Origin of the sequence: Streptomyces antarcticus (genome assembly GCF_026627255.1) — a bacterium.
Classification (GTDB): Bacteria; Actinomycetota; Actinomycetes; order Streptomycetales; family Streptomycetaceae; genus Streptomyces; species Streptomyces antarcticus.
This window is the reverse complement of sequence record NZ_JAPNLM010000011.1, coordinates 40,196-63,137: the sequence shown is the minus strand read 5'-3', so window position 1 is coordinate 63,137 and position 22,942 is coordinate 40,196. Positions and strand designations below refer to the sequence as shown.

General features: G+C 70.3%; 16 protein-coding genes and 7 pseudogenes. 12 read left to right on the top strand and 11 right to left on the bottom strand.

Annotated features, from left to right (window positions below; translation table 11 throughout):
• Positions 1-219: 219 nt before the first annotated feature.
• The gene (locus tag OTB16_RS18180; RefSeq protein WP_267721429.1) at positions 220-648 is read right to left on the bottom strand and encodes a transposase; all 429 of its coding nucleotides are present in this window, start codon (positions 646-648) and stop codon (positions 220-222) included.
• A 15-nt stretch (positions 649-663) separates the two neighbouring features.
• A pseudogene (locus OTB16_RS18175) lies at positions 664-1,101 on the bottom strand (DUF7638 domain-containing protein); the annotation flags it as partial.
• Positions 1,102-1,462: 361 nt separating this feature from the next.
• On the opposite strand from OTB16_RS18175, the gene OTB16_RS39610 reads away from it, so the two are divergent.
• Entirely contained in the window at positions 1,463-2,071 is a 609-nt protein-coding gene (locus OTB16_RS39610; RefSeq protein ID WP_420717727.1) for an IS3 family transposase, read from the top strand.
• A gap of 42 nt (positions 2,072-2,113) precedes the next feature.
• Positions 2,114-2,362: an integrase core domain-containing protein gene (locus OTB16_RS39605; protein WP_420717735.1), complete on the top strand. Its 249-nt coding sequence runs from the start codon at positions 2,114-2,116 to the stop codon at positions 2,360-2,362.
• A 79-nt stretch (positions 2,363-2,441) separates the two neighbouring features.
• On the opposite strand, the gene OTB16_RS18165 is transcribed toward OTB16_RS39605, so the two are convergent.
• A complete protein-coding gene (locus OTB16_RS18165) occupies positions 2,442-3,125 on the bottom strand; it encodes a TetR/AcrR family transcriptional regulator C-terminal domain-containing protein (RefSeq protein ID WP_267721268.1) in 684 nt (227 codons plus the stop codon).
• Positions 3,126-3,240: 115 nt separating this feature from the next.
• Between OTB16_RS18165 and OTB16_RS18160 the strand changes: the two genes are divergently transcribed.
• On the top strand, positions 3,241-3,945 hold the full coding sequence (locus OTB16_RS18160; RefSeq protein WP_267721267.1) for a DUF4386 domain-containing protein: 705 nt from the start codon (positions 3,241-3,243) through the stop codon (positions 3,943-3,945).
• 19 nt (positions 3,946-3,964) lie between these two features.
• On the top strand, positions 3,965-4,651 hold the full coding sequence (locus OTB16_RS18155) for an IS3 family transposase (protein ID WP_267721266.1): 687 nt from the start codon (positions 3,965-3,967) through the stop codon (positions 4,649-4,651).
• A gap of 342 nt (positions 4,652-4,993) precedes the next feature.
• Here the strand turns inward: OTB16_RS18155 and OTB16_RS18150 are convergent, their stop codons facing one another.
• From OTB16_RS18150 to OTB16_RS18140, 3 genes are all read right to left on the bottom strand, one after another.
• Complete coding sequence (locus OTB16_RS18150; protein WP_267721265.1) at positions 4,994-5,887, bottom strand: hypothetical protein; 894 nt, start codon at positions 5,885-5,887, stop codon at positions 4,994-4,996.
• Entirely contained in the window at positions 5,887-6,429 is a 543-nt protein-coding gene (locus tag OTB16_RS18145; protein ID WP_267721264.1) for a SigE family RNA polymerase sigma factor, read from the bottom strand. The genes OTB16_RS18150 and OTB16_RS18145 overlap by 1 nt, the downstream gene beginning before the upstream one ends.
• Positions 6,430-7,397: 968 nt before the next feature.
• Positions 7,398-8,498, bottom strand: a complete 1,101-nt coding sequence (locus OTB16_RS18140; protein WP_267721263.1) for a hypothetical protein — start codon at positions 8,496-8,498, stop codon at positions 7,398-7,400.
• Between the two features lie 822 nt (positions 8,499-9,320).
• Here OTB16_RS18140 and OTB16_RS18135 point away from each other — a divergent pair.
• Positions 9,321-9,434 (top strand): annotated as a pseudogene (locus tag OTB16_RS18135) (DUF3052 family protein); the annotation flags it as partial.
• Between the two features lie 243 nt (positions 9,435-9,677).
• On the opposite strand, the pseudogene OTB16_RS18130 reads toward OTB16_RS18135, so the two are convergent.
• A pseudogene (locus OTB16_RS18130) lies at positions 9,678-10,208 on the bottom strand (thymidylate synthase); the annotation flags it as partial.
• Positions 10,209-10,435: 227 nt separating this feature from the next.
• On the opposite strand from OTB16_RS18130, the pseudogene OTB16_RS18125 reads away from it, so the two are divergent.
• Both OTB16_RS18125 and OTB16_RS18120 read left to right on the top strand, forming a co-directional pair.
• A pseudogene (locus OTB16_RS18125) lies at positions 10,436-10,597 on the top strand (IS3-like element ISRhosp5 family transposase); the annotation flags it as partial.
• Between the two features lie 484 nt (positions 10,598-11,081).
• The gene (locus OTB16_RS18120) at positions 11,082-12,527 is read left to right on the top strand and encodes a hypothetical protein (RefSeq protein ID WP_267721262.1); all 1,446 of its coding nucleotides are present in this window, start codon (positions 11,082-11,084) and stop codon (positions 12,525-12,527) included.
• A gap of 3 nt (positions 12,528-12,530) precedes the next feature.
• Here OTB16_RS18120 and OTB16_RS18115 read toward each other — a convergent pair whose 3' ends face one another.
• On the bottom strand, positions 12,531-12,803 hold the full coding sequence (locus OTB16_RS18115) for a transposase (RefSeq protein ID WP_267721261.1): 273 nt from the start codon (positions 12,801-12,803) through the stop codon (positions 12,531-12,533).
• 16 nt (positions 12,804-12,819) lie between these two features.
• Between OTB16_RS18115 and OTB16_RS18110 the strand changes: the two are divergent.
• From OTB16_RS18110 to OTB16_RS18100, 3 genes and pseudogenes are all read left to right on the top strand, one after another.
• Positions 12,820-13,565, top strand: a pseudogene (locus tag OTB16_RS18110) (zinc-binding dehydrogenase); the annotation flags it as partial.
• Positions 13,566-14,392: 827 nt separating this feature from the next.
• A complete protein-coding gene (locus tag OTB16_RS18105; RefSeq protein WP_267721260.1) occupies positions 14,393-14,968 on the top strand; it encodes a TerD family protein in 576 nt (191 codons plus the stop codon).
• 310 nt (positions 14,969-15,278) lie between these two features.
• The gene (locus OTB16_RS18100; RefSeq protein WP_267721259.1) at positions 15,279-15,860 is read left to right on the top strand and encodes a TerD family protein; all 582 of its coding nucleotides are present in this window, start codon (positions 15,279-15,281) and stop codon (positions 15,858-15,860) included.
• Between the two features lie 148 nt (positions 15,861-16,008).
• On the opposite strand, the pseudogene OTB16_RS39285 reads toward OTB16_RS18100, so the two are convergent.
• Positions 16,009-16,700, bottom strand: a pseudogene (locus OTB16_RS39285) (IS5 family transposase); the annotation flags it as partial.
• A gap of 494 nt (positions 16,701-17,194) precedes the next feature.
• Between OTB16_RS39285 and OTB16_RS18085 the strand changes: the two are divergent.
• Both OTB16_RS18085 and OTB16_RS18080 read left to right on the top strand, forming a co-directional pair.
• A complete protein-coding gene (locus OTB16_RS18085; RefSeq protein ID WP_267721258.1) occupies positions 17,195-18,661 on the top strand; it encodes a family 43 glycosylhydrolase in 1,467 nt (488 codons plus the stop codon).
• A gap of 41 nt (positions 18,662-18,702) precedes the next feature.
• Positions 18,703-20,151 carry a family 43 glycosylhydrolase gene (locus OTB16_RS18080; RefSeq protein ID WP_420717726.1) on the top strand — a complete coding sequence of 483 codons (1,449 nt, stop codon included), beginning with the start codon at positions 18,703-18,705 and terminating at the stop codon, positions 20,149-20,151.
• A gap of 42 nt (positions 20,152-20,193) precedes the next feature.
• Here the strand turns inward: OTB16_RS18080 and OTB16_RS18075 are convergent.
• Both OTB16_RS18075 and mmsB read right to left on the bottom strand, forming a co-directional pair.
• Positions 20,194-20,457 (bottom strand): annotated as a pseudogene (locus OTB16_RS18075) (ATP-binding protein); the annotation flags it as partial.
• 798 nt (positions 20,458-21,255) lie between these two features.
• The gene (gene mmsB, locus OTB16_RS18070; protein WP_324290855.1) at positions 21,256-22,425 is read right to left on the bottom strand and encodes a multiple monosaccharide ABC transporter permease; all 1,170 of its coding nucleotides are present in this window, start codon (positions 22,423-22,425) and stop codon (positions 21,256-21,258) included.
• Between the last annotated feature and the right edge of the window lie 517 nt (positions 22,426-22,942).

Here is a 22,942-nt window from a genome sequence, read left to right as displayed (position 1 = left end):
CCGCCCCGCAGCAGGGGCGCCCCCGCCCCTGCTGCGGGGGCACCGGTGCGGGAGGCCGTCGACCCGTGGGCGCCACCCGCCAGCGTGGACGCGAAGCGTTCCTGGGGCCCGCTGACCGAGGGCCTGGGCGGGCCCGGGGCCTGCACCTCGGCGACCGTGCGAAGGCGCTGGAACAGCTCGGCGTCAACCGGCTCGCGCACGCCGCGATCGTCTCAGTCGTCAAGCACGTCCTGCCCGAGGCGCAGGTGGGTCTCTTGATCGGCTCCCGCCAGTGGCCCCTGGTTGTCGGATCCGCTGCAGAAGCGGAGTATCCGGTGCGGCCAACGGTGGGCTGGCCTCTGGTCCGGCTGGCCGCCGGAGGCAGTCACGGTGCCGGCGGCAGGTCTTCTCGACCGCAGTCGAGAGGTTCTGGAGGAGGTGCCAGCGATCTGCCACCTCCAGCGCGTCCGGTGCGGCCTGCCTGACGGCCTTGGTGAATGCCATCAGACGATCTCGGCAGATGATCTCGGCGCCGGGGTGCTCCCGGAGCCAGGTGGCGACCGTGCTGGTCTCTCGATCCGGCAGCACGTCGACCGGTCCGGAGGACTCGACATCAACGAGGACCGTGCCGTAGGTCCGGGGCCAGGCCTTGTTGTCCGTGTCGCCCAGCGCGAAGTGGCGCTAGGAGATCGGGACGGCGAGGAACGCGGTGCGGGCCGCGGTCCGCTTCTCCTCTGTCCGATCGGTGAGGAAGACGTCGACGGCGGCGAGGCAGCGGCCGGTCGAGTCGGGCCGCCCGTTCAGTTGGTCGATGGTGTCGCGGACTTCGGCGACGAGCAGGTCAGGAGTGATCCAGCTTCGGGGGTCGCTGAACTTCCACTCCGCCAGACCGTCCGCGGATGCATCAGCGCCGTCCGGGAGGGTGGTGGCCACCCGGCCGGTCCGGAGCTTCTCTTCGAACTCCTCGACGGTGAACAGGCCCAAGCAGTCGATGAGCCCGTCGGCGTAGATGACGAGGTCGGTGAGGAAGTGATGGCCGGCGTCGTGGCTGAAGACCTGCCGCCAGGTTCCGGGTATGCGGACGCCGTCCGCAGTGCGATGGGTGATCCGGTTGCCGATCACCCCGCGATTGTGCCGCAGCGGTTCACGAGGCAGCACACACCTCTACCGCGTCGGCGACCTCAAGAAGTGGGCCCGCAACCGACCCCGCGCCGCCAGCGGCACCACCGACCTCGCCTGGGTGGCGGGTCGGAAATCCGACCCGCCACCCACCGATCCGGACCTGTCCGCTTGCGCGGAAACAATCGCCCTGGGTACGTGATGCCGACGGCCGTCCGGTCGCCTCCGGCGCGTCGCAGGACACCGAGGCCGAGCTGGCCCGGCTGCGGTCGGAGAACGCCAGGCTGGCCAAGGCGGAGAATGAATGGCAGCTCGAGCGGGAGATCCTACGCCGGGCGGCCGCCTGTTTCGCCCGGGAGATGAAGTGAAGACCGCCTCTTGGGACTTCGTCTCCGCCCACGCCGAGATGTTCGGCGTCCAGCGGATATGCCGGGCGATGGAAGTCTCCCGCTCGGGCCACTACAGGTGGAACGCCGGCGCCCAGGCGCGGGCGGAGCGGCAGGAAGCCGAGGACGCCCTGGTCGCCGGGATCCGCGAGATCCATGCCGAACACCGCGGCAACTACGGTGCGCTTCGCGTTCACGCCGAGCTGCGAGGCTTCGGCGATACGGTCAACCGTAAGCGGGTCGCGCGGCTGATGCGCAAGCAGGGCGTCATCGGCCGCCACCTGCGAAAGAGGAAGCGGACCACGGTCCCGGACCGTCTCGTGCCGCCGGTGCCAGACCTGGTCCAGCGCGACTTCACCGCCGGCACGCTGGACGAGAAGTGGTGCGGCAACATCACATACGTGCAGGTCGGAGCCGTGTGGCACTACCTCGCCTGCGTCATCGACATCCGCTCCCGCCGGGTACTCGGCTGGTCGATGGCACCGCATATGAGGGCCGGGCTCGTCGTCGACGCGCTACAGGCAGCGGTCGCGGCCCGCGGCGGCAACGTCGCCGGAGTGATCTTCCACGCGGACCGCGGCTCGTAGTACACCTCGGCCGCGTTCGCCCAGGTCTGCGACCGGCATGGCATCCGAAGGAGCATGGGCAGGGTCGGCTCGAGTTGCGACAACGCCCTGGCCGAGAGCGTCTGGCAAGGACTGAAGCGAGAAACGATGCACGGAAAGCTGTTCTTGACGATGCGGCGGGCAAGGCTGGAGATCTTCCAGTGGCTCACCTACTACAACGCCCGCCGACGCCACAGCGCACTCTCCTACCTCTCCCCGATCGAGTTCGAACGGCAACACCACAAGACAGCTGAACTCTCACTCGCAGCATGAACCCCTGTGTCCACACTCCGGGGGTTACCTCAGGCCTACGCCGCACTGCGCTAGATCAGCCCCCGCCGCCCCGCACCGGTTACGCCTTCCGCTCGGACGTCCAGCCTTGTCGGCGGAGGGTTTCGAAGCCGTCCAGGAGGAGGTCCAGGGCGAATTCGAACTCGAACTGGTCGTCGCAGCCGCCACCGACCGTGGACCCCCCGTCGTGTGCGGCCGTCGCGGCCAGTTCCGCGATGTGCGGGTAGCGCGCCGCCAGTGCGGGGTCCGGCGGGCCGGAGGGGCCCGAGGTGTCGAACAGTTCCTGGCTGAAGCCGAGCAGGCGGCTGCCCATCGCGTGCATGACGTGGTGCGTGAGGTCGGCGGAGAGGCCGCCTTCCCGGAAGCTCCCGGCCATCGTGTCCAGGTACGCGAGCACCGCCGGGGTGGGGCCGGTCCGCGACTCGATGACCCGGGCCGCCCAGGGGTGGCGCAGCAGGACCCGCCGGGCCGAGAGGATCCGCCCGCGGACCACGCGCCGCCAGTCGGGGCCTGCGGCCGGCGGGTCGATCTCGCCGACGACGGCGTCGGCCATGCCGTCGAGCAGCTCCTCCTTGTTGGCCACGTGCTTGTAGAGGGCCATCGGTACGACGTCCAGCTCCTGCGCGAGCCTGCGCATGCTGAGCGCGTCGATGCCGGTGGCGTCGGCGAGCGCGACGGCGGCGCGCAGGACGCGGTCCCTGTTCAGCGGGATCCGTTGCGTGTGCGTGGCTTCCTGCCGGGTCATTCCGGTTCGGCCCCTTCCCTCGTCGACAGCGCCTCCTTGACGAGTGTACGCCGTACACCTAGAGTCGCTGCCAGGTGTACGGCGTACACCACCATCGAGCGAGGGGTACGAGAAGATGAGTCCGGACCGGAGAACCGCGGTGGCCGCCGGGTCGCTGTTCCTGCTGACCGAGGCCGTCGCGATAGCCGGGGCGGTTCTGTACCGCCCCCTGTTGGGCGCGGCGGACGGCCGGCTCGCGCAGGGCGCCGACACGCGGGCGCTGCTCGGGGCGCTGTGCGAGGTGGTGCTGGTGGTGGCGGTAACCGGGACCGGGGCGGCGCTGTTCCCCGTCCTGCGGCGCCAGGGCGAGGGACTCGCGCTCGGGTACGCCTTCGGGCGGCTGCTGGAGGCGGCCGTCATCGCCATCGGGATCGTCGCCGTCCTGGCGCTCGTCACCCTGCGGCGGGACGCGGGGCCGGCGGACGGCAGCGATGCCGCGCTGGCGGCCGTGCACGACTGGACGTTCCTGCTCGGGCCCAACATCGCCCTCGGCCTGAACACCGTCCTGCTCGCGTACCTGGCGTACCGCGCACGGCTCGTGCCGCGCTTCATCGCCGTGCTCGGGCTGATCGGCGGGCCGCTGATCTGTGCCTCGGCCGTCGCCGTGATGTTCGGGGCCTACGCGCAGCTCTCCGTGGCGGGGGCGGCCGCCGCGCTCCCGGTGTTCGCCTGGGAGCTGGGGCTGGCCGCATGGCTGATCGTCAGGGGGTTCGGGCCCGGATCAGGCGCCGCGTCCCGGGCAGACGGAGAAGTGGCTGATCCGGCCGATGTCCGTCGGTGAGGCCGACCGTTCCCCGCGAGTGACCGCCGAGCTCCGCGAGAAAGGACGGTGCGTCAACGAGAAGCGGGTCGCCCGGATCATGCGGAGGTTCTCCATCACCGGCATTCGCCTGCGCGGACGCGTGCGCACCACCGTCCCGGACCCGGCAGCCTCACCTGTTCCAGACCTGTTCCAGCGGGACTTCACCGCCACCGAGCCGGGCCGGAAATACATGGGCGACATCACGTATCTCCCGCTCGCAGGCGGTAAGTTCCTCCGTCTCACGACCGGGCTGGACTGCTTCAGCCGCAAGGTCGTCGGCTGGTCCATCGCCGGCCACATGCGCACCGGCCTCGTCGCCGACGCGCTGCGGATGGCCGTCTCGACCCGCGGCCGCCTGAGCGGCGCCGTGGTCCGCTCCGACCACGGAGCGCAATACGGTTCCCGGGCCTTCGCCGGCCTCTGCGACCAACTTGGGGTCACCCGGTCGATGGGCGCGGTCGGCATCAGTGCCGGCAACGCGGCCTGCGAAAGCTTCCACGCGTCCCTCAAACGCGAGACCCTGCAGGGCGCCCACGACTACGGTGACGCCGACACCCGCCGCCAGACCGTCTTCGCCTGGCTGACCCGCTACAACACCCGCCGCCGACACTCCGCCAACGGCCACCTCAACCCCAACGCTTACGAACACCGACACCACAACGCTGAACTCACGCCCGCCGCGTGATCAATATCCGCGCGCCCACCTTCACGGGGAAGGGCCCATGCGCCCAGGGCGGCCCCAGGAGTGGGGCCGCCCTGGGCGCATAGCCGGGCCGCTTCCGGTGTGTCGCTGGGTCAGTCGTCCTGCACGTTCATACCGCATCGGCCGCATCCAGCACCTCGCCGCCCGCGAGCTGTTCAGCGCTCGCGACCGCGTCGACCTCTACCTGACCTGCGCGATCAAAACGGGCTGACCCTGGTGAGTTCCCTGGACAGGCCTTGCCCCGCCCCCGAGCGACCTCGGCGGCCCCGCCCCTTGTGGCACGCACCTGGCACGCGGCCGCTCGGCGGTTTGCAGAGCGCGTTTCTACTTGGCGGGTGTTGGACTGGCGCCAGGCGAGGGGACGGACGCACGCATGTATGTCCAAGGAACACCGCAGGGGACGCCGGTCGTGACATCGCCGATGGCCGGGGCCTGGCTGTTGTTCCCCGTGGGTCCGTCCTCGGGGTGGGCCCCGCCGGTCGGGCAGAAGGGCGGGACGCTGTTTCTGAAGCTCGCTTTGGAGTCCACGGCGACGGGGCCGCCGAGGGGCTTGCCTGCCGCGTCGAGTGCCTGGACGTTGACGTCCTGGCGAGTGGTCGCGGGTACCAGCACGGTGAAGAACCGGACGGCTCCCGAGGTGGGGGTGGTCACGGCGGGGGCCTGTGTCACGGAGCCGTCGGCGAGGGTGACCCGCACGGACGCCGCCGACCGTGGTGCGATGCCTACGACGGCGAACTGCTCGTCATCGTACGGCTGGGTCGCGGCCCAGTGGACGCGCCGTACCCCGTCGGCCTCGGTGAAACAGGCGGCGATCTCGCCGAGCAGCACGTTGCGCGAGACGAGGCAGGACTGGCCCTCCTTCCCCGCAACCGAGCCGGCGGTCCAATCGACGCCCCGGTGCGTACCAGCGGCCACCTTGTACACAGTTCCGTCCGGCACCGCGTCGTATCCGGGTAGCGGGGTGCCTGCGTCGATGGCTGCCGGCGGTGCGGCCACGCCGGACGCGCCCGTACCGTCCGGCGCCCGGGCGGGAAGCAGCAACGGGAGGGACACGGCCAGGGCGGCCACGACCGCCCCGGCCCCGGCGGCCGACAGCCGCCTACGGTTGCGGCGTCGCCGTACCCCCTCGGCGACCCTCTGGTATGGGTCGTGGGGCGGGAGGTATGTGGTGGGGAGGTTCCCCACGGCGTCCTTCAGAAGGTCTTCGGTGCTGGGCATCAGGCGGTCGCTCCTAGCGTGGAGGTTGCCGGAACCGGCAGGGCGGAATCGTTGAACAGGGGGAGTTCGCGGAGCCGGGCCAGTCCCCGGGACGCCTGTGATTTGACCGTGCCGGTCGAGCAGCCGAGGATCTCGGCGACCTCCCGCTCCGGCAGGTCCTCGACGTACCGGAGAACCACGATCACGCGTTGCTTCGCCGGGAGCCGGCCGAGCGCCCGACGCAGCAGGTCGCGGTCACCGATGGCGGCGCCGGGGCCCGCCACTGCGTTCTCCGGCAGGTCGGGCACGTACGCGGTGGCCTTCTCACCCCACCACCGGCGGCGGCGGGAGGAGATCGCGAGATTGACGAGAATCCGCCGGGCATAGGCATCGGGCTGTTCCTGGCGCAGCCGTGGCCACACCTTCCACAAACGGACCAGGCTCTCCTGTACCAGGTCCTCGGCCCTGCCCTCGTCCAGCGTGAGGCTGTGGGCGAACCGGATCAGCGGCACCCATCGCCCCCGCACGAAATCGGCGAACTCCTTCTGCGTGGCTGGATCCATGTTTCCTCCGGTAGTTGTCCGTCTCCCTCCTGACAACGCGGTGGAGAGGCAGTCACGTTGACACCGATTCATGCGCCGTTGTCCAACTTCCGCACGCCACACCGCCTGGGCAGGAGCGGCGACCGCATCACGGCGCCGTTCCGTTCAACAGAAGGGCCGCACTTACGTAGACGTCATCTCATTTGGCGAGTCTGCGGTGGCAGATGAGGGTGCAGGCGAGGAAGCGTTCGGCTTTACGGCGCAGGCGCGGCACCGGCGTCGTCGTCCGCAGGCACGCGCACGCCGACCCGACCCACGGCCCCAGCCCCGGCTCCGGCGCCCGCCCCGGTGGTGGTTTCCGAGGACGCGCGCCGTTACTGGGGTCCGCTGACCGAGGGCCTGCCCTCCCGTAACCGCAACCTCGACCTCGGTGTCCGGGACAGGGCTCTGGAGCAGCTCGGTGTCCGCCCGGCGGACCACGCGCGGATCGTTGCGATGGTCAACGGTGTCCCGGGCGAGCGGAACGGCGGCCTGCTGGTGGGATCCCGCCCGTGGCCGCCGCTGGCCACCCGGCCGCAGCAGTTTGGCGAGAGCGAAGGCCCGGCCGGCCGTCGGCGTACACCTGGCCCGACTGAACCGTGACGCCTCCTGGCGCTTGGGCACACCCGGCGAGTTCGCCCGCCGCATGGTCCTGACCACCCACCTGGCCCTCACCACCCCCCTCGACGTAGCCTTGACGACCACGCCGATGGTGTCGCCGGCCGCCCCCGCCGCACTGGCGGTCCCTGCGCACCGGCAGCAGGCCGCGCCGAGACGGAGGGAGGTCGGGCCGGAGCAGGTAACCGCTCCCGCTCCCGTCCCGGATCTGGGAACGCCGGGGTCCGGGGTGATACATCGTTCCCGTATAGGGGAATCGCGTGGTGGAAGGGACAAGTGGGGGGCCCCGGCCACACCTCCCGACGTTCCACCGCCAACCATGCACGAGCTCGTTAGGAGCGCGTTGCCTTCCCGCACTCGTCTACGGGGGACTCGCCTTGCCCGACTGGTGCGCTGCGGTCGTACGGATCGATCTTCGTGCCGGTCTCGTTCGCCTGGCGGTCCGCGCCGAAGGGCGGGGTGAGGTAACCCGTGGGGGTGCCGCAGCCGCCATTGGTCATGTCGTACTTGTACGAGATGATCGAGAAGGTGCCCGGCTCCGTGATCACCTTGTCAGGGTCGTCCCAGCTCAGGACCAGCTCGCGGCGCACAATCGTGCGAACGATCTCGTCCTCGCCGCCCGCGTCCGCGCGGGTGACCGGGTAGACGAAGGTGACGTCGGCGGTCACCTGGAGTGCGCCACGCTCGCCCTCCTGGTAGGTGAGCCTGCCCCGGGTCTTCACGACGTCGCCGACCAGCTGGGAGCGGGAAGTCTGGAAGCGGCTGAACAGGAGGAGGGGATCGTTCTTCTCGCTCGGGGTTCGGAATGCGATGTCCAGAAGCTCTCGGACGTCCCTTTGGTGCGGGTTGATCAGTGCGATCGCCTTCTCGGGGCGCTCGCCCCGCAACACCCCGTGGTCCAGGCTGGACGCGACGAGGAAGTCCCGGCTGCGGGCGAGAGCCCGCTCGACCTGGGCCGCACTCATCCAACCGACCGCCCCGGCATCCGGCACGGTGATCCCCGCCTCTCCGGCCGCCCAGCCCGCCGCCGGTGAGCCGCGGAACGGCTCGTCCATGGTGGGGCGTTGGGCCGCATCCGCCGGGGGTACCCGGGTCGGGCGGGACGTCTCGGCCGTCAGCGGCGCGGAGTCAGGCCCCTCGCCGGCGAACAGGTCCACGATCCGCCCCGGCGCCAGCGCCACCACCAGCAGCACCAGCGAGGCCAGCAGCCCGACCACGTACCAGCCGGGGTGCCGCCTGGGCCGCACGGGCGTATAGCTGCGCCAGCCCTCCGGGCCAACGCCGGGCTCGGCAGGCAGTCGCTTCGCCACGTCGCGGGCCCGCGCCGACGGCTCCTTCGGCGCGTCGGCAGCACCTGCCACTGACTCACGCAGAAACCGCTCCCACTCCTCGTCGGACCTCGACGAACCGTTCGGCTCCATGCCCGCACCCATCCCCAACCCCCTGGCAATCAGCAGACCGCGGCCCACTCCCCTGGGACACGTCCGAATAGTGACACAAGGGACTCACAGCGAGGTCGGCCGGGTGGAGGGTGTGGGCGCACACCCTCCACAACTGGCCAACTGAATGGTTCCGGTTGTTCAGCAGCAACCAGCGCGGCCAGCGAGCCCTCAGCCACGCCCAGAAGCTGACCGAACGCACCAGCCTCATTCATCGGAATCCAGTGGCAGGAACTCGCCGAGGTCCAGGAAGCTCTTGCTGCACCGTTCTCGACCGTACGGGGTAGGCCTCAGAGGACGTCTTCGACGGTCGAACATTGTGATCTTGGAGCTCAAGTCGGCGGCGTTGCGCGGAGACGTCTTGCGGACGTAGAGGCTGCCCCTGTTGGGTAGTTGGCGCATCCGCAGGCCGCTCGTGGGGAGTACCGTCCGGGGGAGGAGTCCAGAACGGAGAGGTGCCCGTCATGACCCAATCCCCGATACCGGCATCGGGGAGCGCGTGCGGCGCGCGGCGGAGCTTGTGAGCTCGGGCCGATGATGACGGCGGTGTCGAGCGTGCCGACCTCGTTGAGGAGTTGGCCCTTGCCGGGGGCGAGCGGTAGTTGCTCTCTTGACGGGTGGAGGCCGCGTACGTGGCCGGCGTGTGCGGCGAACCGCGGTGGGCCGTCACGGAGAGGTCTCCGGAGTCGTGGGACAGGCATCGATCCAGGAGGTGAGTTGCCCGGAGCGATGCGGCGTGATCGGTGTCGGTGAGAGCTGCTGCCGTTCCGGGAGCGCCATCCCCCTTCGTGATGTCGGAGATGAAAGGAGTCGCAGGTGTCAGCAACTGCAGGACGAGCGCCATCCGAGCGGAGCCCTGCGGAACGGCTCGGCTTCAAGCCGGGTCAAGTCGTCCAGAAGATCGGCTGGGACGAGGACACCGACGAGGAGCTGCGCTCGTCGATCGAAGCGGTCACCAATGCGGCGGTGGATTTCGAAGAGGACCAGGACCTGGCTCCAGTACTCGGGAAGGCCGTGGGTGCGCGGATCGGCGGCGAGCTGGTGCCGGCCGGTGCGCAGTTGCTCCTCCACGGCCAGGACCTCTCGTACGTACGGCCAGTTGTCGCCCTCCGGCATGGACGGGAAGGCCCATGCGGCGGGCTCGTAAGAGGCCGGGTCGGCGAGGACTTCCAGGGCCCGGGCGTGGTCGGGGTCGTAGAGGTGGAGGGAGCCGACCTGGTGGACGTACGAGCCGAGGGGGACGCCGAGTTCGCGGGCGAGCATCCCCTGAAGGAAGGTGAAGGAGAAGACGTCGCTGGTCATGCCGCGGTAGACGTCGTTGGCCCGCATGAACCCGACCCCGTGCAGTGCGCCTTCGCACAGCAGGAACTGCAGGCCGAGGGTGCAGGACACGTCCGGGTTGCCGGGGACTTGGAGTTCCTCGCCGCGGAAGATCTGGATGACGGCCCGCTTGGAGTCCGGATCCACGCGGAGGGTCTCCACGACAGCCGGCCACTGGTCGGGGCGACCCGCGGAGGCCCCGAAGAGGGCGCGGCCATAGGTGGTGCCGGTCAGGCGGTGTCCGTCGCCGGAGTACTTGCGGATGCTGGGGGCGTAGTACGCGACGTGATCCTGGCCTCCCCGGCCTGGCCGGACATGGCGGCCGCGATGGGCCGGCTCGACGCCTGCGGTATCGACGGCGCCCGGTTCCTCCTCGGCGCGCACGCGGCCGAAGCAGGCGTGACCAGGCCGTCGCTGCCGTCATCACCGCGGCCGCCGCACCCGCGGCCGGCCCGGTGGCGACCGCCGCCCCCGCTCCGGGGACCGCAGGCGCCGCCCGCGAGTGCGGACGCGGGGCGTTCCTGGGGTCCGCTGACCGAGGTGTTGAGCGTGCCCCGGGACCTGGACCTCGGCGACCGGGCGAAGGCGCTGGAACAGCTCGGCGTCAACCGGCGCTCCAGGGACGGAAACGGTGGAACGGGGCCCGTGAGGCCCGCCTCGCGGCCTTCCGATGGGCGACCCGCTACAACACCCGCCGCCGGCACTCCCGCCTCGGCCAGATCAGCCCGATCGCCTACGAGCAGCGATCAACTACGCTGGCCACCGCCACATAGCCACCGGTGTCCACGATCAAGGGGAAGCCCCCGACAGCAGTCGCGGTAAGCAGTGCTGCGGCTCGCTTGCGCATCATGAATTCCACTTGTGTCTCCAGTTCCAGCACGGCCGCTTGACCGTGTGCGCCGACGGCTGGGGCGCCGCACGCGTGCGGTCGGCACCCGCAGCCCGGGCTTGCTGTGCCCCGGCTACGGTGCCGCGCCGCCCGGCCGGCGTGGGGGCGGCCCCGCCTTGCTATGCCGCCGGTGCCGCCCGGGCTGATCGCGGTTCCCATGATTCCCGGCGCCGTCATAGCGCCCCGGGACGCGCCGGGTCTGCAGGAGCAGCCGGCCGCCGGGGCCGGCTGGGGTGAAGAGGATCGCGCGGTGGCCGTCGAACTTCTGCTCCTCCGCGAGGCCGCTCGTTGCTCCGCGCGCGGGACGCGGCGCCCCGTCACCGGACCGTCGGCGGGCCGGCGGGGGCCGGATGGGGCAGCGTGGGCCCATGGCTTCCGGAACGCGTCCTCTCGCCGTGGTGGCCTGCCTCTTCACGGCGGTGCAGCTCCTGCTCGTGGTACCCGGGTCCGGTATCGGATGGGACGAGGCGGTCTACGCCAGCCAAGTCAGCCCGTACGTGCCGGCCGCCTTCTTCAGCGCCCCGCGTGCCCGCGGGATCACCTTCCTGGCCGCCCCCGCCGCCGCGCTCAGCCAGGACCCGATCGCCCTGCGGGTGTGGTTCGCGCTGCTCTCCGGGGGCGCGCTCTTCGGGTCGTTCCGGGTCTGGCTGACGATCCTGCGGCCCGCGGTCGTGGTGACGGCGGCCGGGCTGTTCGCGAGCCTGTGGATCACCCTGCTCTACGGCTCGCAGGCCATGCCCAACCTCTGGGTGGCCTACGGGGCCGTCGTGGCGGTCGCCTGCTTCCTGCTGCCGCCCTCGCGCCGCACGCACACGGGCCTCGCCGCCGCCCTGGCCCTGGTCGCGCTCATGCGCCCCTCCGACGCGTTCTGGCTGGCCCTGCCCCTCGCGGCGGCTGCGCTCGCCGTCCGCACACCGGTCCGGCTGCTCCCGCTCGCCGCCGGGGTCGGGCTGGGCGCGCTGCCGTGGGTGGTGGAGGCGTACCTGCGCTACGGCGGGCTCGCGGCCCGGCTGCACCGGGCAGGGGAGATCCAGGGCGGTTTCAGCGGGCAGTTCGCCTTCGGCGCCCAGCTGCGGGCCATGTCCGGCCGTACGCTGTGCCGCCCGTGCAGCGACGTGGCGTGGGGCCGTCCCGAGCTCGCCCTGTGGTGGTTCGCGCTGCCGGTGGCCGTCGCGGCCGGGATCGCCGTCGCACGCGGCCGCCGCCGGCCGCTGGTGCTGGCCACCGCGGCGGCCGTCTCCGTATCGGTGCCGTACCTGTTCCTCATCGGGTACGCGGCGCCCCGCTTCCTGCTGCCGGCGTACGCGCTGCTCGCCCTGCCCGCGGCGCAGGTCCTCGTGCACGCCACCCGGACGTGGCCCCGGCCCGCCGCGGCCGCTCTCGCCGTCGCCCTGGCCGGGCACCTCGCCGTCCAGTACGCGGTGCTCCACCGGGCAGCGGACCGCTACCGGGACGTGCGCACGGCGTACGCGCGCACCGCCGCGGAACTGCACCGGCACGGCGTACGCCCGCCCTGCACGGTCAGCGGCCACGAGGCGGTCCGCGTGGCGTACGCGCTGGGCTGCTCCTCGCGGCAGGTCGCCGGCCACGACGGGAGCATCGACGCCGACGGACTCCGGGCGATGGCCTGCGGCCGGCCGGTGGTGCTGCTGATGTCCGGCGGCGCACCGCCTCCGGCGTTCGCCCGCGCTTGGCGTCCCCATGGCCTGAGCCCGCTCCCGGGAACCCGCTCCCTGCACGCCTACCTGCCCCCGGCCTGCGCCGGCCCGGGCGACCGGGGCGACCCGGCCCTGATCCGCCAGGACGAGCCTTAGCTACTACTGATCCTTTCGTAAGTTCGGTGGGTGTGGTGGGTGGATGGTCAGGCCAGCGTGGGTGAGGAAGGACCAGGGCAGTTGGGGGTTGTTGTTGATGCGGCGGATGCCTTGTTCGGTCGCGTCGGCGACATCGGCGAGGTGGTCGCCGGCGAGGTTGGCGAGTTCACGCTTCTTGAGCGAGGACCACAGCAGTTCCACCGGGTTCAGCTCGGGAGCGTAGGCGGGTAATCGTTCCAGGGTGAGCCAGTCCTGCTCGGCGACCCAGGCCCGCATTGCCCTGCACCAGCTGCTTCCCCTGGAGCTGCCCGCCATTCCCGGGCGCGACGCCGCCGGTGTGGTCGACGAGATCGGCGACGGGGTGCAGGGGGTGAGCATCGGCGACCGCGTCTTCGGGCTGGGCGGCGTCACCGGCGCGACCGCGGAGCTGCTCATCCTCTCGGCCTGGGCGCACACCCCCGCCACGTGGAACGACGAGCAGGCCGCGGGCGCCGGTCTCGCGTCCGTGACCGCGATGCGTGGGCTCGACGCGCTCGGCCCCCTCGCGGGGCGCACCCTCCTCGTCGAGGGCGCCGCCGGAGGCGTGGGCAGCGCGGCAGCCGAGATCGCCGTGGCACTGGGTGTCGGCACCGTGATCGGGACAGCCAGCGAACGCAACCACGAGTTCCTCACCTCTCTCGTCGCCGTTCCCACCACCTACGGCCCCGGCCTCGCACAGCGCCTCACCACCCTCGCTCCGCACGGCGTCGACATCGTGCTCGACACTGCGGCCTCCGCTCCCTGGACGACCTCGTCGCGATCGCGGGCGATCCGAAGCGCGTCGCGACGGTCGCCGACCACGCGGGCGGGCACCGCCTGGGCACGCATGTGGCCGACGCGGTGAACGACTCCACTCTCCTGTCCGCGGCGGCGGAACTGGGCGGGCAAGGCCGCTACACACCCCGTATCGAACAGGCCTACCCCCTGGAGCGGATCGCCGATGCCCACGCGCACGCCGAGCGCGGACGCACCCGGGGAAAGATCGTGATCTGCATCTGAACAGGCCGATCTGTATCTGAACAGGCCCACGAGGTAGGTAACTCGCAACGTGCGGGCCTGCGTGGCGAGCGTGCCCTCGATCGGTGCCGGCGAGCGGGCGGTCCGATGCGGGCCGATCTCCATGGCGCCTCGTCAAGCAGGCCGCCCCCACTCGGGCACCGCACTCCACCACGGTCGGGCGTCTCGTGGACGCGACCCTGCACTCCCTGACGACACCGCCCTCCACCCCGCCCTCCACCCCGGCCGCACCCGCGTCCTGCGTCCGCGTCTCCCCGACGGCGGCCCGCTCCCGCTCCACCACGACACCCGCCGCCGCGGCCCGACCCCAGGCCAGCCGGCCCCGGCGGAAGCCGCCGTCCCCGCCCACCGGCAGCAGGCGGCACCGGCCAGGGGCACGGGGCGTACCCGCTGACGGCGTCACCGGCACCCGGCCGCTGACGCCGCGAGCGGGGTGTCCGGGCGCGGACCGGGCCCGCGTCACCTACGGGCGGAACCCCGGGCATGGCCTTTCCGCCCCTCGTCAGGGGAAGCGGCCGCCCGCGCCGGCCGCCCGCGCCGGCCGCCCGCGAAGGGCCGGCGCTGAGGCGGTGTCCAGGGCGTTGGGCCGGGTGCAGCAAGGCGCCCCGGCCGGCTCGCCGCGCAGCCCGTGTCCATCCCGGCGGTGGATCCTCCTGTGTGGTTGAAAGTGACCAGTGAGTGGAATGGCGTAAAGCGCGACTGCGGGGCGTTCGGGTTCGTGACTCAGGTTTCTACAGTGTTGTAGATTTTCTTTCGAGTCGACGGGCCGGTCGAAAGCCGTCCCGCGGACAATGTGAAAGGGATGTCGCATGGGTGTGAGTCTGTCCAAGGGTGGCAATGTTTCGCTGAGCAAGGAGGCCCCGGGCCTGACGGCCGTACTGGTCGGCCTGGGCTGGGATATTCGGACGACGACCGGGGTCGACTTCGACCTCGACGCCAGCGCCCTGCTGGTGAACGCGTCCGGGAAGGTCCCCTCCGACCAGCACTTCGTCTTCTACAACAACCTCAAGAGCCCCGACGGCTCCGTCGAGCACACCGGAGACAACCTCACGGGTGAGGGCGAGGGGGACGACGAGGTCGTCAAGGTCGACCTCGCCACCGTGCCCGCAGACGTCGACAAGATCGTCTTCCCGGTTTCCATCCACGACGCCGAAACCCGCAACCAGAGCTTCGGCCAGGTGAGGGGCGCGTTCATCCGCGTCGTCAACCAGGCCGGCGGGGCGGAAATCGCCCGCTACGACCTCTCCGAGGACGCCTCTACCGAGACCGCGATGGTCTTCGGTGAGCTCTACCGCAGCGGCGCCGAGTGGAAGTTCCGCGCGGTTGGCCAGGGCTACGCCTCGGGCCTCTCAGGGATTGCCGCCGACTTCGGCGTCGGCGTCTGACCGATCAGAGAACGCCTGTGGGCGGGCCCTGCCGTGGCCTGCCCACAGGACGTGACGATGCCCCATTCACTCATCCGGTGGTCTTCATGAAGGCACCGGTCCCTCTCGGCAATATGAGCCGGTACTGCGGACTCGCAGCGATCCGCGCACCGCAGGTTCCGGACAATCATGCGGGCCCCCGGTCCGGGGGGCCGACGTCCCTCACGAGTGCCCTCTGCCATCAGATTCTACAGTGCTGTAGATTCGGCTTGGGTGAGCCAACGCGGTACCGGGCCGAAGCGTTTCGGCCCCGAGAACCAGGAGGACACCAGTGGGAATCAATCTCAGCAAGGGCCAGCAGATCAGCCTGGAGAAGTCCGGCGGCGGCACACTCAGCGTGGTCCGGATGGGGCTGGGATGGCAGGCCGCCCCACGCAAGGGCTTCATCGCCCGCATGACCGCCCGGGAGATCGACCTGGACGCCTCCGCGGTGCTCTTCGCAGGCCAGGAGCCGGTGGACGTGGTCTTCTTCCAGCAGCTGGTCAGCAAGGACGGGTCGGTGCGTCACACCGGCGACAACCTCGTGGGCGGCGCCGGACAGGGTGGGGACGACGAGTCGATCCTCGTGGACCTGGCGCGGGTACCGGTGCACGTCGACCAGATCGTCTTCACCGTCAACTCCTTCACCGGGCAGACCTTCGCCGAGGTGGAGAACGCATTCTGCCGCCTCATCGACGAGAGCAACGGTCAGGAGCTGGCCCGCTACACGCTCTCCGGCGGCGGCAAGTACACCGCGCAGGTGATGGCCAAGGTGCACCGCTCCGGTGCGGGGTGGAGCATGTCCGCGATCGGGGAGCCGGCCTCCGGTCGCACCTTCAAGGACCTCCTGCCCGCCATCGCCTCCCACCTCTGACCACACTCCCGGCGCAGGCCGAGGCAAGGCTGTCCGCCGCTGCCGCCGGATTGGGCGACGGCCCGTCGCGTCCCTCTTCCGGAGGGAAGGACCTCATGTTCGGCATCGGGGCGAAGAGGCTTCCCGAACTCGCACGTTCCATGGGCATGGGCCGGTGGTCGTATTCACGGGTCAGGCGCCGGTGCAGCATCAGCGTGCCGTTCGTCTGCTCGACCACCCACCGCTTCGGCTGCGGGACAAACCCTTTGCCCTGGTCAGCGGGGTTGCGGCGGACGATCTCGACGTCGATGTCCAGCAGGGCGCCGTGGATGCTGACTTCATCCCTGAAGCCCTGGTCCACCAGGGCCTTCTCCAGGCGCATCCCGCACCGCTCGGCGGCCTGGTCGAGCAGGGCGGTGCCGGCGGCGTTGTCGTGCTCGCGGAGGCGGCCATGACGACGACGCCGATGATCAGCCCCAGAACGTCGACGGCCAGTCCCCGCTTGCGCCCCGAGACCTTCTTGTTCGCGTCCAGCCCCGTCGTGGTCTTCGGGACACCCGCCGCGGCGCGGACGGACTGGGTGTCGATGATCACGAGGGACGGGTCCTCTAATCGACCGGGCCTCTCCCGAACCTGGCAGCGCGGGAGTTCCTGGATCCGCTGGTCAAGCCCGTCCTCACGCCGCAGCCTGAAGTAGTAGAAGACCGCCGACCAGGCCGGGAAGTCATGCGGCAGGAAGCGCCACTGACAGCCCGTCCGGTTCTGATAGCAGATCGCGTTCACGACCTCACGGAGGTCGCAGGACCCGGGATCCCCAGTCGCCGACCGTGCCACCCTGTCCTGCTTCCAGGCCGTGATCATCGGCTCGATCAACGCTCACTGCCCGTCCGACACGTCGCTGAGATACGGCTCTCTCTTCCCGCCCGCATTTCGACATGTACATGCCCACCGGACGGCCCGAACGGCGATCAGTCCCACGATCGAGCGACCACGAACCGAGGAAGACCGGACTTAAGGCCCACTGATGTCGCGTCATAACAATGCGCCGCATCGAATCGGCCTCCGGTCCGGGGCCACTGTCGTTGTGCGCCGATTCTGTCGGAGACCTTGACCCGCCGGGTGTGAGCGTTAACAATCTGCTAACACCGTGGCAACGTGGCCTCGATTGTCGTTGTGCTCCAGCACGTCGGGTCGCGTTCCATGTGTATCCGCCGCGAGCGTTCTCGGGCTACCCCGTCGTCCGGCCGGTGCGCCCAGCAGTGCCGGCCTGCGCGGAACGCCGCCGCCCTGAAGGGACAACCGTGACCCGCTATTCCCCCCGTTCCCGCTCCCCCCGCCCCGGCGCTTGGCTCGCTTTGACGCTCGCGCTCCTAGGACTGCTGTCCACCGCTCTCACGGCCGGCGGTATCGCCGCGGCGGCCCCGCAGGCCGCAGTTACGACGTTCACCAACCCGGTGAAGACGCAGAAGGGTGCCGACCCGTGGATCGAGTACCACGACGGTAACTACTACCTGGCCGCCAGCTCGTTCACCGGTGAGCTGACCATGCGCAAGTCACCGACGCTGGCCGGGCTGTCGAGCGCGCCGAGCGTGCAGTTGTGGGCCGACAGCACGCCCTCGCGCGGCACCAACATGTGGGCCCCCGAGATGCACTTCGTGGACGGCCGCTGGTACCTGTACTACTCCGCCGGAAAGACCGGTGACCCGTGCTGCGACTCCCAGCGCACCCACGTGCTCCAGAGCGCCGGCAGCGACCCCTTGGGCCCGTACACCCACAAGAACACCCTGACCGGCCCCGGACTGGACCCCGGGGGGTGGCTGATCGACGCGAGTCTGCTGCGCGTGGGCGGCCGCCTCTACCTGCTCGGCAGCGGGTTCATGAACGGCAGCCGGCAGAGCCTGGTCATCGCCCCGCTCAGCAGCCCCTACACCCTCAGCGGCGGCTTCCGGATCATCTCCTCTCCCACCCACGGCTGGGAGACGCAGAGCGGCAACCACGTCAACGAGGGTCCCGCGCCGCTGTACCGGGGCGGCCGGACCTTCCTCACCTTCTCGGCCTCCGGATGCCAGACCCCCGACTACAAGCTGGGTCTGCTGGAACTGACCGGGAGCGACCCGCTGAGCGCGTCATCGTGGACGAAGAAGCCGACGCCGGTCTTCCAGCGCAATGACGCGGCAGGCGTGTTCGGGCCCGGCCACAACGGCTTCTTCACCTCGCCGGACGGCACCGAGAGCTGGATCGTCTACCACGCCAACGACAGCGCCGCGGGCGGCTGCGACAACCGCCGTACCACCCGCGCGCAGAAGTTCACGTGGAACGCGGACGGTACGCCCAATTTCGGCACCCCGGTGGCCACCGGCACCCGGCTCCCCGCCCCCTCCGGTGAGTCCGGGACGGCGTCCGACTCCTTCACCCTGGTCAACCGCGACAGCGGCAAGTGCCTGGACCTCGCCAACGGGTCGGCAGCCGACGGGGCCAACGTACGCCAGTGGGCCTGCAACGGCGCCACCGCGCAGAAGTGGCGCATTGAGGACCAGGCCGACGACACGAGCCGACTGGTCAGCGTGGCGACCGGCAAGGTCCTCGACGTCGCGGACTGCTCCACCGCCGACGGCGCCGACCTGCGCCAGTGGCAGTGGCTGAACAACGCCTGCCAGCGGTTCCGTCTGATCGCCGGCGACAGCGGCTGGATCCGCCTCGCCAACGCCCACACCGGCAACGTCGCCGACGTCGCCAACTGCTCGAAGGAGGACGGCGCAGACGTACGGCTGTGGAAGTGGCTGGGCAATGCCTGCCAGCAGTGGCAGCTCCGGGCCGGCTGACCCCGCCCGCCCCGCAACTCCGTCAGAGAAGAGGAAGAACCATGCACATACCGCGCACACTCCCGGGTGTCCTTACCGCCGGTGTCGCCCTCATGGCCGGTTTCCTGCTCCCGCTGCCTGCCCAGGCCGCCGCCCCCGCCGCTCCGGCCGTCTCGTACACCAACCCACTGGCCAACCAGCGCGCCGACGGACAAATCCACAAACACACCGACGGCTACTACTACTTCACCGCGACCGCCCCCGAGTACGACCGCATCATCCTGCGCCGGGCCACCACCATCCAGGGCCTGTCCACCGCCCCCGAGGCCGTCATCTGGACCAAGCACGCGGCCGGCGAGATGGGCGCGCACATCTGGGCACCGGAGATCCACTTCATCGACGGCAAGTGGTACGTGTACTTCGCCGCCGGCCGGGCCGACGACATCTGGAAGATCCGGATGTACGCCCTGGAAAGCTCCGCCGCCAACCCGATGACGGGCAGCTGGGCCGAGAAGGGCAGGATCGCCACCCCGATGGACAGCTTCGCGCTGGATGCCACCACCTTCACAGTGGGCGGCACCCGGTACCTCAGCTGGGCCCAGCACGACCCGGCCATCGCGACCAACTCCAACGTCTACATCGCCAAGATGGCAAGCCCCACGACGATCTCCGGCACACCGGTCCGGCTGACGGTCCCCACGTACAGCTGGGAGACGGTCGGCTTCAAGGTCAACGAGGGCCCGGCTTTCATCCGGCGCGGCGACAAGGTCTTCCTCAGCTACTCCGCGTCCGCGACCGACAGCAACTACTGCCTCGGCCTGCTCTCCGCGTCCGCCTCCGCCAACCTGCTGGACCCGGCGGCCTGGACGAAGAGCCCGACCCCGGTGTTCAAAAGCAACGAGGCCACCGGCCAGTACGGGCCGGGACACAACTTCTTCACCAAGTCCGAGGACGGCCGGAGCGACATCCTCGTCTACCACGACCGCGGCTACAAGGACATCAGCGGCGACCCGCTCAACGACCCCAACCGCCGTACCCGCGTGCAGAAGCTGTACTGGAACGCCGACGGCACGCCCAACTTCGGTCTCCCGGTCGCCGACGGTGTCACCCCCACACGGCTGGCCTCGCACAACTACCCCGACCGCTACATCCGTCACTGGGAGTTCCGGGGCAAGCTGGAGCCGAACGTCACCAACCTCGCCGACTCGCAGTTCCGGACGGTGCCGGGCCTGTCCGGTAGCGGCGCCGTCTCGCTGGAGTCCGCGAACTACCCCGGCCACTTCCTCCGCGACAAGAACGGCGAGGTGTGGGTCGAGAAGAACGACGGCAGCGCGGCCTTCAAGGAAAGCGCCACCTTCCACCAGCGGCCCGGCCTGGCCGACTCCGCAGGCGTTTCCTACGAGTCCTACAGTCGGACGGGGCACTTCGTGCGCCACCTCGACTTCCGGCTCTACGTCCAGCCGGTCGGCTCCACGCTCGCCCGAGCGGACGCCACCTTCCACCTGCAGTGACCGCCGGGCCGCGTCCCCGAACCCGGAGCGCGGCCCTCGGCTTCATGTCAGGTCGACATCCAGGTCAAGGTCGCCGAAATCGAGCTCCACGCCTTCGAGCAACTGCTCGGTCCAGATGGTCTTTCCCGTCCCGGTGTAACGGCTGCCCCAGCGGTGAGTCACCTGCGCCACCAGGAACAGGCCCCGCCCGCCCTCGTCGGTGAGCTGGGCACGCCGCAGATGCGGCTGGGTCTGGCTGGGATCGGACACCTCGCAGATAAGCCGGCTGTCCTTGATCAGGCGCAGCCCCACCGGAGCCCCGGAACGTACCGCGCCCGAAAGGACCTGACCGTCGATCTCACGGCCGGCGCCCACACCCTCACCCTTGCCAGGGACACCGGCGAGGCCACCCTCGACCGTATCGACCTGGCCGAACACCTCACCGCCGTCACCACCTACGAGGCTACGCTCGCCGACATCAGCGGCCGTCCCGCCTTCGACTACACCAGGACGGGCGCCAACGGCACCGGCACGCTGACACTCCGTGGGGGCGACCGCGCGGTCTTCGACGTGTACGCGCCGCGCGACGGCTACGACACGGTGCGGCCGAGCGCCGGCCGGGCGGTCGACCTTTCGCTGCACGGGGCGTCGGTGACCGTCAGCCACAACATCTCCGCGCGGCTGTTCCTCATCCAGGGCAACAACCGGATCGCCGTGACCGCGGCTGCCGAGGTAGAGGTTCCGCTGCGCTCCCTGGACGTGTCGGGGACCGGAGACACGGACGGTGTCGCCGTCCACGAGGGAGCGAGCGCCGCGCTGACTGGCGCGGCCAGGCTGGTGAACTCCCGCACGCCAGCGAGGGCAGCTACGTCGGCTGGCTGGGCAACGGGGCCGGTAACACCGCGACCTTCACCGTCCGCGCCGCCGAGGCGGGCCGCCACCTGCTGACCCCGCACTACTCCAACAACGAGCGGCGCGACAACGGCCACGCGTACAACACCGACATCATGTCCCGCACGGCCGACCTCACCGTCGGCGGCGGCTCGGCCCGGAGATGGCTCGCGAGAACGGCGGCGGCCCCTTCGGAGGAGGGGAGCGTCGCCTTTCTCGGAGCGAGGGACAGGGTCAGGAGCCGATCTTGCGCTTGTTGTAGACGTCGAAGCCGACCGCCGCGAGGAGCACCAGGCCCTTGATGACCTGCTGGAAGTCGGTGCCGATGCCGACCAGCGACATGCCGTTGTTCAGCACACCGAGCACCAGACCGCCGATGATCGCGCCGAATACGGTGCCCACGCCCCCGGAGGCCGAGGCGCCCCCGATGAAGGCCGCCGCGATCGCCTCCAGTTCGAAGTTGATACCGGCCTGCGGTGTGCCCGCGTTGAGCCGGGCGGCGAATACCAGACCGGCCAGCGCGGCCAGGACACCCATGTTGACGAAGGCCAGGAAGACGACCCGCTTGCTCTTGACGCCCGACAGCCGGGCCGCGCCGGCGTTCCCGCCGACCGCGTAGGTGTGCCGGCCGAGGATGGAGTTGCGCATGACGTAGCCGAAGGCGACCAGCAGGCCGCCGAGGATGAGCAGCACGATCGGGAAACCGTGGTAGCTCGCCAGCAGCAGCGTGAAGACCGTCACGGCTGCCGCTATCGCGGCGAGCTTGACGACAAAGAGGCCCCTGGGCAGCAGCTCCAGCCCGAACTTCGCGGCCTGCCGACGGCCCCGGAACTCCTGGAAGACGGCCACGGCGAGCACGGCGGCGCCCAGCAGCAGCGTCAGATTGTGGTAGTTCGTCTCAGGTTCGGCCTCGGGCAGGAAGCCGCTGCTGAGCTGCCGGAATCCCTTGGGGAACGGTGCCACCGACTGGCCCTGCAGCAGAATCTGGGTGCCACCGCGGAAGAGCAGCATGCCGGCCAGCGTCACGATGAACGAGGGGATGCCGACGTACGCGATCCAAAAGCCCTGCCACGCCCCCGCCGCCGCCCCGATGAGCAGCGCGACCGCGAGCGCCATGGGCCAGGAGATGCCGTGCTGCACCATCATCACCGCCCCGGCCGCGCCCACGAAGGCGGCCAGCGAACCGACCGACAGGTCGATGTGGCCCGATATGATGACGATCATCATGCCGATGGCCAGGATGAGGATGTAGCCGTTCTGCTGGATCAGGTTGGTGACGTTGAGCGGCTTGAGCAGCGTCCCGTCGGTCCATACCTGGAACAGCACGATGATCAGTCCCAGCGCGACGAGCATGCCGTACTGCCGTATGTTGCTGCGCATCGCATCGGCCAGCATCCGGCCCAGGCGGCCGCCGGCGCCGCCGCCGTATCCGGGCTTCTTCTCAGGGCGGTGCCCGTCTCGGCATGGGAAGTCTGGGTCTGGGCCATGCGTCACACCTGCTCGTTGTCGGTTGCCGCGCTCACGGTCATGAGGCGCATGAGGGATTCCTGGGTGGCGTCCACACGGCTCGCCATGGACCTGTTCCAGCAGGACTCCTATGGAGTGGTGGAGCAACTCGTAGTGGTATGCGATAAGTTGGGCGTAAACATCCCTAGCGAGCCCTCGTCTGCGCGGGCACGGAGGCGCCTGGGGCCACTGGCCTCGCGGGGGACGGGTTCGTGCTGGACGCGCCGGACACTTCGGCCAACCGGGCCGCGTTCGCGGGTCAGAATGGGTCAATGGGACCTGGCTCGGGTCCAGTTCGTCAAGGTCCTCAAGCATGCGTGGCGAGTGTGCTCCGCCAAGGCGCGGGCAGCCCGACGAGGGCCAAGAAGTTCCCTGGCCGTGCTGGCGGCGAAGGTGCGTCGGAAGCCCGACCGCG